A 12077-nucleotide genomic window follows, 5' to 3' on the forward strand; every position below is an offset into this window, starting at 1 on the left:
GCTCCTCGGGCGCTTAAAGACTACGCTCGACCTTGATCTGGTCGAAGACCTCGATCTTGTCGCCGGTCTGGACGTCATTGTAGTTCTTGACGCCGATGCCACACTCCATGCCGTTACGCACTTCGTTGACATCGTCCTTGAAGCGACGCAGCGACTCGAGCTCGCCTTCATAGATCACCACGTTGTCGCGCAGAACACGGATGCTCTTGTTGCGATACACCGTGCCCTCGACCACCATGCAGCCCGCGACGGCACCGATCTTGGGCGCGCGGAACACATCGCGCACTTCGGCCACCCCGAGGATCTCTTCCTTCCACTCGGGGGCGAGCATACCGCTCATGGCCTGCTTGACCTCGTCGATCAGCTGGTAGATGACGCTGTAGTAGCGCAAATCCAGGCCTTCACGTTCGACGATCTCGCGAGCGGCGGCATCGGCACGCACGTTGAAGCCGATCACGATGGCATCACTCGCCAACGCCAAGTTGGCGTCAGTCCCGGTGATACCGCCCACGCCGGAGGAGACCACAGCGACCTGGACTTCATCGGTGGAGAGCTCTTCGAGCGCCCCCTTGATGGCTTCCAGCGAGCCCTGCACGTCGGCCTTGAGCACGATGTTGACCTTGGCAACCTCGTCCTGGCCCATCTGGCTGAACATGTTCTCCAGCTTGGCCTTCTGCTGACGTGCCAGACGGACTTCGCGGTACTTGCCCTGGCGGAAGTTGGCGACTTCACGGGCTTTCTTCTCGTCGGCCAGGACCATGAAGTCCTCACCCGCTTCGGGCGTACCGTCGAGACCCTGGATCTCCACCGGCATCGACGGACCCACCGATTCGACCTGTTGACCAAGCTCGTTGGTCAGGGCGCGAACGCGGCCATAGTGCAGGCCGGCGAGCACGATGTCGCCCCGCCTCAGCGTACCGTTCTGAACCAGGACGGTAGCTACCGGGCCGCGGCCCTTGTCGAGACGCGACTCGACGACAACGCCCTTGCCAGGTGCTTCCGGCACGGCCTTGAGTTCGAGCACTTCGGACACCAGCAGCACCGCCTCGAGCAGCGCATCGATGCCTTCGCCGGTCTTGGCCGACACATGCACGAACTGGGTGTCGCCGCCCCATTCCTCGGAGATCACCCCATGCTGCGACAGCTCGTTCTTGACCCGCTCGGGATCGGCACCGGACTTGTCGATCTTGTTGACGGCAACCACCAGCGGCACTTCTGCCGCCTTGGCATGATCGATCGCCTCGATGGTCTGAGGCATCACGCCGTCATCGGCAGCCACCACCAGAATGACCACGTCGGTCGCCTGGGCACCGCGAGCACGCATGGCGGTAAACGCCGCGTGGCCCGGGGTATCGAGGAACGTTACACCACCATGCTGGTCTTCGACGTGGTAGGCGCCGATATGCTGGGTAATGCCGCCCGCTTCGCCCGTGGCCACCTTGGCTTCACGAATATGGTCGAGCAATGAGGTCTTGCCGTGGTCGACGTGACCCATGACGGTCACGACCGGCGAGCGGGTGATCTCTTCGCCTTCGTAGGAGATGCCCTCGAGCACTTCCGTCTCCAGCGCATCGTCCTTGACCAGCTTGGGCTTGTGGCCCATCTCCTCGACCACGATCGCAGCGGTATCCTGATCGATGGTCTGGTTGATGGTCACGGCCGCGCCCATGGTGAACATGGTCTTGATGACTTCGTTGGCCTTGATCGACATCTTGTCGGCCAGCTCGGCGACGCTGATCGATTCGGGAATCGTCACTTCGCGCACGATCGGCTGGGTCGGCTTCTGGAAGCCATGCTTACCACCGCCGCTCTCGCGGCCGCCGCGACGGGTGCCACGACGCTCGGCGCGCTTGACCTTCTTGCCGCTACCACGACGACGCTCGTCACGGTCGCTACGATCGTCATCGTCATCACGCCCACGCCCCTTCTTGGCGGCCGTCTTCTTGGGCGGTGCAGTACGGCGATCGCTACGGCCTTCCTTGGGCGGTGCCGGCGGTTCTGCCGGTGCCTCGCCGACTTCCAGCTCGGGCACTGGAATTTCGGGCTCGACCGGCGCGGGCTTTTCAGCGGCCTTGGGCTGCTCTGCCTGGGCGGCTTCCTCACGCTCGCGCGCTTCGGCTGCCTTGGCATCGGCTTCGGCCCGAGCCTGTTCTTCCTGCGCCTTGGCCTGCTGCGAATTGGCCATGTCGCCGACCAACTGACGCGGCCCGGTTTCCTGAGGCTCAGGGGCCTGGGGCGCCTGCTCCTCGTCACCGCGCTTGACGTAGGTCCGCTTCTTGCGTACCTGGACCTCGATGGTCTTGCCACGCTCACCGGTGCGAATCTTGCTCTTGGTCTTGCGCGTCAGGGTGATCCGGTTCTTGGGCCCCCGTCCGCCGCTACCATGGCTCTTGGTGAGATGATCGAGCAGGCGCTGCTTGTCCTCTTCGGACACGGCATCGGCTTCGGTCTTGTGCGGCAGACCCGCATCTTTCATCTGTTCCAGCAGGCGGGGAACTTCGCGTCCCACCTTAGCTGCAAAATCTTTAACGGTCATTTCTGACATTACGACCCTCCTGAGCCCGTGACCTGATTACTGTGCTTCGAACCAAGGCGCACGGGCAGTCATGATCAGTGCCGCAGCGCGCTCCTCGTCCACGCCATCGATGTCCTTCAGATCATCGACGGACTGCTCGGCAAGGTCTTCCATAGTGACAATGCCGCGGCTGGCCAGCAGAAAGGCCAGGTGACGCTCCATACCTTCCATCTCGAGCAGGTCGTCGGCAGGTTGTGCCCCGTCCAGCTCTTCCTCGGAGGCTATCGCCAGGTTCAACAATTCGTCCTTGGCCCGCGCCCGCAGCTCTTCAATGAGATCCTCGTCGAATTCATCGATCTCGAGCATCTCCTCGACCGGTACGTAGGCGATCTCTTCCAGCGAAGTGAACCCTTCCTCGACCAGGACCCTTGCCAACTCCTCGTCGATCTCCAGGTGCTGGATGAAATGTTCCACCAGACTGTCGATTTCCTGCTCGCGCTTACCCTCGGCCTCTTCCTCGGTCATCACATTGAGCTTCCAGCCAGTCAGCTCGGATGCCAATCGCACGTTCTGACCACTGCGGCCGATGGCCTGGGCCAGGTTATCTTCGGCCACGGCAACGTCCATTGAATGGGCGTCTTCATCGACCAGGATAGAACCCACATCGGCCGGGGCCATGGCGTTGATGACCAACTGTGCCGGGTTGTCATCCCACAGGATGATGTCGACGCGTTCACTGCGCAGTTCGGTCGATACCGCTTGTACTCGAGAACCACGCATGCCCACACACGCCCCTACCGGGTCGATGCGGCGGTCGTTGGTCTTGACCGCAATCTTGGCGCGCGAACCGGGATCGCGGGCTGCGCCCTTGATCTCGATGAGCTGCTCGGCGATTTCAGGCACCTCGATCTTGAACAGTTCGATGATCAGGTCGGGGTTGGTACGAGACAGGATCAATTGCGCGCCTCGCGCCTCGGCATCGACCTTGACCAGCAAGGCACGTACCCGCTCGTTCATGCGGTAGCGCTCGCCAGGGATCATCTCGCTGCGCGGCAGGAAGGCTTCGGCGTTGTCACCCAAGTCGATGATCAGGCCATCGCGTGTCGTCTTCTTGACGATACCGGCGACCAGTTCGCCTTCACGGTCGGCGTACTGGCGCACCACCTCGGCGCGCTCCGCTTCGCGAACCTTCTGCACGATAACCTGCTTCGCGGTTTGCGCCGCGATACGACCGAAGGCCGCATTCTCGATGCGCTCCTCGACAACGTCACCGAGCGTCAGCGGTGGATCGCGACGCTCGGCAAACGACTGCTTGATCTCGGCATCGGGATTCTCGAACTCATCGTCTTCGATGACGACCCAACGCCGGAATGTTTCATAATCGCCCGTCGACCGATCGATCTTGACCCGGACATTGACTTCCTGGCCCTCGAACCGCTTGCGCGATGCGCTTGCCAGGGCGGCCTCGACAGCCTCGAAGATGACGTCACGGGGCACGCCCTTCTCGTTCGAGATGGCGTCAACCACCATCAGAATTTCTTTGCTCATGCCTTTGCCTCGCCAGAAAATCCGTCCTTATGCATCGAATCCATGCGCCACCCTCAATCTTCGAACCGCGGCACAACGCGCGCCTGGTCAATGGTATCGATGGGGAAGCAATACTCTTCGCCATCGAGTTGAACCAGTACCTCGTCGCCCTCGACACCGGCCAACAATCCCTGGAACTTGCGCCGCCCCTCGAACGGCACCCGTAGGCGCAACGCGACATCCTGTCCACGATAACGCGTGAAGTGATCGAGGGTATAAAGGGGGCGGTCCAACCCGGGCGAGGACACTTCCAGGCGATACTCCCCGGCAATCGGATCCTCGACATCGAGCACAGCGCTCACCTGGCGACTGATGCTGGCACAATCTTCCACCGACACACCCTCGGGGCTGTCAATATAGATTACCAGTCGTGAATGTTTGCCCTGGGAAAGATAGTCGATCCCCCAGAGCTCGAACCCCATGGCGGTCACCACCGGTTCGATGAGCGCATGTACTGCTGCGTCCTTGATTGCCACAGACGTAGACTCCTAAAGCCGTTGCATCAGGCACCTGGCCAGGAGGTCATGAGAAAGCTAGGTGGCTGATTGGCCCTGCTGCCGGCAAGTGATGGCCGACAGAGCTGCTAACAAAAAGCCCCTTCACTGGAAGGGGCTTTTTACGAAAACCTTTCGATCCAACTGCCGAGCCCCATGAACAGGCTTTTGACTTCGGCAAATTGGTAGCGGGGACCGGATTTGAACCGATGACCTTCGGGTTATGAGCCCGACGAGCTACCAGACTGCTCCACCCCGCATCATTAGGTCGGCGAGTATAAGGCATGCTCATGCTTTAGTCAATGAGCTACCTACGCCGCTTGCCAGTCGCGCTGAAGCCTACATGCTCAGGCGTTCAGTTGGTGCCGAAGGCGGGACTTGAACCCGCACGACCATACGGTCACTACCCCCTCAAGATAGCGTGTCTACCAATTCCACCACTTCGGCATCGGGGAGCGCTTGATAAGGAACGGCTTATTGGTCGCCGTTCTCCTCTAGCACTGGCGCCGCATTATCCTGATCAGCAGCCCCGTCGTCAAGCGTCGGCACGCTATTTTGCTGTTCGATCAGGCGTGCATCGGGGATGCCCGCTTCAGGCGCGTTACTTGCCTCGGAGGCAAAGTAGGCCAGGGCCAGCGAGGTGGCGAAGAACGCCGCCGCCAGAACACCCGTCATCTTGGCGAGGAAACCGCCGCTGCCGCGTGAGCCGAAGACTGTTTGCGACGCACCGCCACCGAAGGCGGCGCCGGCTTCGGCGCCCTTGCCCTGTTGCAGCAGAACGAGGACGACCAAGGCGATCGCGATCGCCACATGGATCATGAGAAAGACAACTTGCATGGATTCAACCTGCTGACTGGCAAATGGCTAGGAAATCGTCGACCTTGAGCGAGGCACCGCCCACCAGGCCGCCGTCGATGTCAGGCTGAGACAACAGCTCAGCCGCGTTGCTTGCATTCATGCTACCGCCGTACAGCAGACGCAACCCGTCAGCCAGTTCGCGATCGAAGCTGGCCTGATATTCACGAATGGCGGCCATGACTTCCTGCGCCTGCTCCGGCGTCGCGGTACGTCCGGTACCGATGGCCCAGACAGGCTCATAGGCAATGATAACCTGACGACGCTGGACCGGCTCGAGGCGCGCCATGACATAGCCCACCTGACGCAACACCACGTCCCGCGTGCGGTTGGCGTCTCGTTCTTCGAGGGTCTCGCCCACGCACAATACTGGAGTGAGGCTAACGCTCAACGCCGCAAGCAGGCGATCGAGAACAGCCTCGTCGTCCTCGCGATACAGCTGCCTGCGTTCGGAGTGGCCGGCCAAGGCATACTCGACGCCGAGCTCCTTGAGCATGCCGCCGCTCACCTCACCGGTATGGGCCCCCGACGCCAACGGATTGAGCGTCTGGGCTCCCAGTTTCACCGGCGTCTCGGCCAGGGCACGACGCGCTGCGTCGAGATAGGGGAACGGGGGAAATAGAGCTACGTCCAGTGACGCGGGCAGCTGAGCATCGGCAAAGGCACGGCCGAAGGCGTCGACCAGTTCGGCCGATCCGTTCATTTTCCAGTTACCGGCAATCAGGGGCACGCGCATGGGGACAGTCCTCTTGCAAGTGGTGCGAAATGGTATAGGAGCGTCCCTAGCATGACAACTAGGAACGAAGCAACCTGGCCGCCAGCCATCACCGGCGACCCAGGGAATTAAACTAGCGAGCCATCAGGCAATCAGCGACTTAACATCATCGGCGATGCGACGCGCCAGGCCGGCCACGTCCAGGTGGGGCCGCCCTTCGACCATGACGCGGATCAACGGCTCGGTGCCGGAGGGTCGCAACAGCACGCGCCCTTCATCACCGAGTTCGGCTTCGACGGAGGCCACCGAGCGCTTAAGCTCGTCGCTCTGCATCAACTCGGCTCGATCGGTCTTGGGGTTTAGGCGCACGTTGATCAATGCCTGGGGCGCTTTCTCAAAGCCTCCCAGCAACTTGGCCAGCGGCACCCCCTCGCGCACCATGATCGAAACGACCTGAAGCGCCGAGACGATGCCGTCCCCGGTGGTCTGCACGTGACCACACACGATATGGCCCGAGGACTCTCCTCCCAACTGCCAGTCGTTCGCCGCGAGGCGTTCCATGACGTAGCGATCGCCCACCTTGGCCCGCTCGAAAGGAATGTCCATGGCTTCCAGCGCTGCCGCCAGCCCAAAATTGGACATCAAGGTGCCCACGACACCGCCTTTGAGCTCTCCACGCGAATGGCGATCGCGGGCGATCAGGAACAGGATGTCGTCGCCATCCACCTCGCGACCATCGGCATCGACCAACAGGACGCGGTCGCCGTCGCCATCGAAGGCGATGCCCAGATCGGCCCCCGCGCCAATCACCGCGGCGCGCAGGCTGGCAGGGTGAGTGGATCCGACCTGCTGGTTGATGTTCAGTCCGTCCGGCGTCGCCCCGATCACACTGACCTCTGCGCCCAGTTCCCGGAAGACACTAGGAGCAATGTGGTAGGTGGCGCCATGGGCGCAGTCGAGCACGATCTTGAGCCCATGCAGGCTGACACGATCGGGAATCGTCGATTTGCAGAATTCGATGTAGCGACCAGCGGCATCGTTGATGCGTACTGCCTTGCCCAGCGCATCGTTGGCCACCGTGGTCAGCGGTTTGTCGAGCTCTTCCTCGATGCTGGCTTCGATCGCGTCATCCAGCTTGGTGCCTGCGGCGGAGAAAAACTTGATGCCGTTATCGTCGAACGGATTGTGCGATGCCGAAATGACGATGCCAGCGTCGGCACGGAAGGTCCGGGTCAGATAAGCGATCCCGGGCGTGGGCATGGGCCCCAGCAACGACACATCGACACCCGCCGCTGAAAGGCCGGCTTCAAGGGCCGACTCGAACATGTAGCCCGAGATACGCGTATCCTTGCCAATCAATACCTTGGCGGTGCGACGCTCGCGGGTCAGGACGCGCCCCATCGCCCATCCCAGCTTGAGCATGAAGTCGGCGGTGATGGGGGGGTGACCGACGGTGCCGCGAATGCCATCGGTGCCGAAATAACGTCTAGTCATGGCTCCATGCCTTCCTGTAACACAGCCCAGGTCATATTGATCGCGTCCACACTGGGCCCCACATCGTGAACGCGTAGAATTCGGGCGCCCCGCTCGACGGCAAGCGCCGCCAGAGCCAACCCACCAGGTAATCGCTCTTCAACGGGGCGCTCCAGCACCTTACCGATCATGCTCTTTCGAGACATGCCGACCAACAGGGGCAACCCCAGCGCCTCGAGTCGCCCGAGACGGTTGAGCAACCGCAAGTTATGCTCGACCGTCTTGCCGAAGCCGAAGCCGGGATCGAGGAGCAACCTTGCCCGCGTTAGCCCTCCCGCTTCGCAAGCGGCCACCCGCTCCATAAGGAAGTCTTCGACGGCCGACTCGATAGCGCCATCATACTGGGGCGCCTGCTGCATGTCCTCCGGCTCGCCGACCATATGCATCAGACTGACGGGTAGGGCCGTTCTCACCGCCGCCGACAGGGCGCCCTCGCGGCGCAGGGCGCGTACATCGTTGATCATACCCGCGCCCAGTGCGGCGCACTCGGTCATGACTGCTGGCGAGCTGGTGTCCACGGAGACCAGGGCATCGAGGTCACGAACAAGGCGTTCGACCACGGGCGCTACCCGGTCGAGCTCCTCCTGTTCGGAAATCGGCTGCGCCCCGGGTCGGGTAGACTCGCCACCCACGTCGATGATTGCCGCCCCTTCGGCCAGCATGCGCTCGGCATGGGCAAGCGCATCGTCGAGGATGTTATGCCGACCTCCGTCAGAAAATGAATCGGGGGTGACGTTGAGAATCCCCATGACACGGGGATAGGAGAGGTCAAGCCGATGCCGGCCGCAATGAAGTGGGGCGGCAGAAGGAGAATCGCTCATGGCGTCGAATCCTGACGATGGGCCCTGCAATGCTTCATGGCTATGAATCAAGGCTTGAAGAAAGCGACCACTGTAAACAGGCCCCCTCCCAGGTGCAACAAAGGCGCCCGAAGGCGCCTTGTCACAAGCCAGCACAGGGATTACCGCATCAGTGCCCTGCAGGGCCTCCCAGCGGGTCGGAAGGACGGCGACGCGGCCCCTCCTCCTCATCGCCGGCATCAGAGCCGTCTTCCTTAGAAGATTCGCTGGAGGCGTCGGACCGGGAGGTGTCATCTTCGACAGGCGCCGACGGTGCACCACCGCTAGGGTCATCCCACCCTTCCGGCGGACGCGGGTCGCGCCCCTCCATGATGTCCTTGAGCTGAGTGGAGTCGATCGTCTCGTAGAGCATCAGCGCTTCAGCCATGGCGTCCAGCTTCTCGCGATTGTCCTCAAGAATCTGTCGCGCCTGGGCATAGCACTCGTCAATGATGCGGCGCACTTCCTTGTCGAGCCTGGTGGTGGTTTCGCCTGACTTGAGTTTACCACCGCCTTGTCCGGGACCGCCCAGGAACTGATGAGACTCGTCCTCGTCGTACATCAGCGGCCCCATCTCATCGGAGAGACCCCACTTGGCAACCATGTTGTGGGCAAGCTCCGTGGCCCGCTTGATGTCGTTCGAGGCGCCGGTGGTCACACCGTTGGGTCCTAGCGTCATTTCTTCGGCGATACGGCCACCGAACAAGGAGCAGATCTGGCTGATGATCTGCTGGCGAGACAGGCTGTAACGATCTTCCTCGGGCAGGAACATGGTGACACCCAGCGCTCGACCACGCGGAATGATCGTCACCTTGTACACCGGGTCATGCTCGGGCATGACCAGACCGATAATGGCGTGGCCAGACTCGTGATAGGCCGTGTTGAGCTTCTCCTTGTCGGTCATGACCATGGAGCGGCGCTCGGCCCCCATCATGATCTTGTCCTTGGCAAGCTCAAGCTCGTCCATGCCTACCAGACGCTTGTTGCGGCGCGCGGCAAACAGGGCGGCCTCATTCACCAGGTTGGCCAGATCGGCGCCGGAGAAGCCGGGCGTACCACGAGCAATCAACTGAGGCTTGACGTCATCGCCCAGCGGCACCTTGCGCAGGTGCACGCCGAGGATGTGCTCGCGGCCACGAATGTCGGGCAGCCCGACGGTCACCTGGCGATCGAAACGGCCCGGGCGCAGCAGTGCCGGATCGAGTACGTCGGGACGGTTGGTCGCAGCGATGACGATGATACCTTCGTTGGCCTCGAAACCATCCATCTCGACCAGCAGCTGGTTAAGCGTCTGTTCACGCTCATCGTTGCCACCACCCATGCCGGCACCGCGCGAACGACCTACGGCATCGATCTCGTCGATGAAGATGATGCAGGGCGCCTGCTTCTTGGCCTGTTCGAACATGTCACGTACCCGCGAGGCACCGACACCGACGAACATCTCGACGAAATCAGAGCCCGAGATCGAGAAGAACGGCACCTTGGCCTCACCGGCGATCGAACGCGCCAGCAAGGTCTTGCCGGTCCCGGGCGGCCCGACCATCAGAACACCGCGCGGGATGGTACCGCCGAGGCGCTGGAACTTGGAAGGATCGCGCAGGAAGTCGACCAGTTCCTCCACTTCTTCCTTCGCTTCGTCACACCCGGCGACATCGGCAAACGTGGTCTTGACCTGATCGTGAGATAGCAGCTTGGCCTTGGACTTGCCAAAGCTCATCGGGCCACCCTTGCCCCCGGCACCGCCCTGCATCTGGCGCATGAAGAACAGGAAAATGGCCAGGATGATCAGAATCGGGAAACTGGCGATCAGCAGCCGTGTCCAGAGACTCTGTTCCTGAGGCTCCTGCCCCACTACGGTCACGTTGTTGGACAACAGATCGTTGATCAACTGCGGGTCTTCGGCGGCCGGCCTGATGGTCTGGAACTGCGACCCATCGGTACGTTCGCCAGTGATTGTGTACCCATCGATCGTCACACTTCGTACCTGCTGGTTCTGGACCTGCTGGACGAACTGCGAGTAATTCATCGACTGGGGAGAGCTGTCGACACTGAAGTTGTTGAACACCGTCAGCAGGACTGCCGCGATGACCAACCACAGGATCAGGTTCTTCGCCATATCATTCAAGGGAGCACCCTCATTGCTAAAAACGATCTGCTATGCATGAGCCTAGCCATTCGACACTACAGTACAAGGCGATGTTCCACCCGAGCGGCAGTCCGCTCCACTTTGCCACATATCGTCGCGCAATGTCCGTCTATCGGCATATTAGCCCGCTACTATTGCCCGCCAGCATCCACCACTACCGACAACGGCACTCAATCACGAAACCCTTGCGCCAGCAGGTAAACTTCGCGCGAACGGGCGCGGGAGGCCTCCGGCTTGCGAGTCACGACCCGCTTAAAACTCTTTCTCAGTTCCGCCAGGTAGGGATCGAATCCTTCACCCTGGAATACCTTGGCGAGGAAATTCCCCCCCGGCGCCAAGGTCTGGCGAGCCAGATCCAACGCCAGCTCGACGAGGTACATCGCCTGGGGCTGGTCGATGGCCGCCATCCCACTCATATTGGGGGCCATGTCCGACATCACAAGGTCGACCGGTCTATCGCCTACCGTGCCAAGGATTTCGTCCAATACCGACTCCTCGGTGAAATCGCCACAAATGAACGCTACGCCGGGCACGGCATCCATCTCGAGGATATCGGAGGCCACCACCATTCCCTTGTCGCCGACCTTTTCGGCCGCCACCTGGCTCCACCCGCCCGGCGCCGCTCCCAAGTCGATCACCGTCATTCCCGGAGAGAAAAGGCTGTCTTTGGCATCGATTTCGAGCAGCTTGTAACTGGCACGGGAGCGATAGCCATCCTGCCAGGAGCGCTGAACGTACTGGTCGTCGAAATGCTCCTTGAGCCAGCCGGCGCTCGTCTTGCTGGAAGAACGCTTGCTATTGGCGCCGCGTTGGGTCGCGGATGTCTTGCTGGGGCTTGAGGCACGGGCCACGGCATCACCTGAATTGCTACGGTCGGACGCTAGGGAACTACGGAGGGGACCTGATCGAGATAGCGGTTGGGCTTTCAACACTGAGGCTTTAAACATAAAGGCTTTCGCCTTACCATGGCGCGTTCAGCGCAACCGGAAGCCACACGATACCATGAGCTTGTCATCGGCACAAAAGAAAGCATTTCGCAGCATCGGCCATCATCTGAATCCGGTGGTCACGGTATCCGAGAATGGGGTATCCGAGGGTCTGCTGGCCGAACTCGACCGCGCCTTGAGCGATCACGAATTGGTCAAGATCAAGCTGGCGATTGCCGACCGCGACGAGCGCACAGCCATGCTCGACGAGCTGGTCGCCCAGAGCCGGTCAGAGGCAGTACAGACCATCGGCAAAACGGCCCTGCTGTATCGCAAGAATCCCAAGGCCAACCCGCGCCTCTCGAATGTGACACGCTTCCAGGACCATCACGGCCGTCATTGAACGCCACTACCCGCCATGGAACGACACCAAAGACAACGAGGCCGCCCCATCGGGCGGCCTCGTT

The 12077-nt window shown here is 61.4% G+C and carries 10 protein-coding genes and 2 tRNA genes; 1 reads left to right on the forward strand and 11 read right to left on the reverse strand.

All coding sequences use genetic code 11. The annotated features are described in order from the left end of the window. Nucleotides 1–13: 13 nt before the first annotated feature. The 11 genes from infB to rlmE all read right to left on the reverse strand — a co-directional run bounded on the left by infB (nt 14) and on the right by rlmE (nt 11535). Nucleotides 14–2545, reverse strand: a complete 2532-nt coding sequence (gene infB, locus JH15_RS12365) for a translation initiation factor IF-2 (protein ID WP_043530876.1) — start codon at nt 2543–2545, stop codon at nt 14–16. A gap of 27 nt (nt 2546–2572) precedes the next feature. Then, complete coding sequence (gene nusA / locus JH15_RS12370) at nt 2573–4063, reverse strand: transcription termination factor NusA (RefSeq protein WP_043530877.1); 1491 nt, start codon at nt 4061–4063, stop codon at nt 2573–2575. Nucleotides 4064–4116: 53 nt separating this feature from the next. After that, a complete protein-coding gene (gene rimP / locus JH15_RS12375) occupies nt 4117–4578 on the reverse strand; it encodes a ribosome maturation factor RimP (protein WP_043530879.1) in 462 nt (153 codons plus the stop codon). A 201-nt stretch (nt 4579–4779) separates the two neighbouring features. Then, nucleotides 4780–4856, reverse strand: a tRNA-Met gene (locus JH15_RS12380). Between the two features lie 100 nt (nt 4857–4956). After that, nucleotides 4957–5043, reverse strand: a tRNA-Leu gene (locus JH15_RS12385). A gap of 27 nt (nt 5044–5070) precedes the next feature. Next, nucleotides 5071–5433: a preprotein translocase subunit SecG gene (gene secG / locus JH15_RS12390; protein ID WP_043530880.1), complete on the reverse strand. Its 363-nt coding sequence runs from the start codon at nt 5431–5433 to the stop codon at nt 5071–5073. Nucleotides 5434–5437: 4 nt separating this feature from the next. Beyond that, complete coding sequence (gene tpiA, locus JH15_RS12395; RefSeq protein ID WP_043530881.1) at nt 5438–6187, reverse strand: triose-phosphate isomerase; 750 nt, start codon at nt 6185–6187, stop codon at nt 5438–5440. 123 nt (nt 6188–6310) lie between these two features. After that, on the reverse strand, nt 6311–7660 hold the full coding sequence (glmM, locus tag JH15_RS12400) for a phosphoglucosamine mutase (RefSeq protein WP_043530883.1): 1350 nt from the start codon (nt 7658–7660) through the stop codon (nt 6311–6313). Further along, on the reverse strand, nt 7657–8520 hold the full coding sequence (gene folP, locus JH15_RS12405; protein WP_043530884.1) for a dihydropteroate synthase: 864 nt from the start codon (nt 8518–8520) through the stop codon (nt 7657–7659). The genes glmM and folP overlap by 4 nt, the downstream gene beginning before the upstream one ends. A gap of 148 nt (nt 8521–8668) precedes the next feature. Then, nucleotides 8669–10663, reverse strand: coding sequence for an ATP-dependent zinc metalloprotease FtsH (ftsH, locus tag JH15_RS12410; protein ID WP_043530885.1), 1995 nt, complete (start codon nt 10661–10663; stop codon nt 8669–8671). 191 nt (nt 10664–10854) lie between these two features. Further along, the gene (gene rlmE, locus JH15_RS12415) at nt 10855–11535 is read right to left on the reverse strand and encodes a 23S rRNA (uridine(2552)-2'-O)-methyltransferase RlmE (RefSeq protein WP_052384103.1); all 681 of its coding nucleotides are present in this window, start codon (nt 11533–11535) and stop codon (nt 10855–10857) included. 151 nt (nt 11536–11686) lie between these two features. On the opposite strand from rlmE, the gene yhbY reads away from it, so the two are divergent. Continuing rightward, nucleotides 11687–12013 carry a ribosome assembly RNA-binding protein YhbY gene (gene yhbY / locus JH15_RS12420; protein ID WP_043530887.1) on the forward strand — a complete coding sequence of 109 codons (327 nt, stop codon included), beginning with the start codon at nt 11687–11689 and terminating at the stop codon, nt 12011–12013. Nucleotides 12014–12077: the final 64 nt, after the last annotated feature.

Source organism: Litchfieldella xinjiangensis (assembly GCF_000759345.1).
GTDB classification, from domain to species: Bacteria; Pseudomonadota; Gammaproteobacteria; order Pseudomonadales; family Halomonadaceae; genus Litchfieldella_A; species Litchfieldella_A xinjiangensis.

Coding starts and splice junctions, on each gene's coding strand:
- infB (WP_043530876.1), bottom strand. CDS start 2,545: ATGTCAGAAATGACCGTTAAAGATTTTGCAGCTAAGGTGGGACGCGAA.
- yhbY (WP_043530887.1), top strand. CDS start 11,687: ATGAGCTTGTCATCGGCACAAAAGAAAGCATTTCGCAGCATCGGCCAT.
- tpiA (WP_043530881.1), bottom strand. CDS start 6,187: ATGCGCGTGCCCCTGATTGCCGGTAACTGGAAAATGAACGGATCGGCC.
- secG (WP_043530880.1), bottom strand. CDS start 5,433: ATGCAAGTTGTCTTTCTCATGATCCATGTGGCGATCGCGATCGCCTTG.
- folP (WP_043530884.1), bottom strand. CDS start 8,520: ATGAGCGATTCTCCTTCTGCCGCCCCACTTCATTGCGGCCGGCATCGG.
- nusA (WP_043530877.1), bottom strand. CDS start 4,063: ATGAGCAAAGAAATTCTGATGGTGGTTGACGCCATCTCGAACGAGAAG.
- glmM (WP_043530883.1), bottom strand. CDS start 7,660: ATGACTAGACGTTATTTCGGCACCGATGGCATTCGCGGCACCGTCGGT.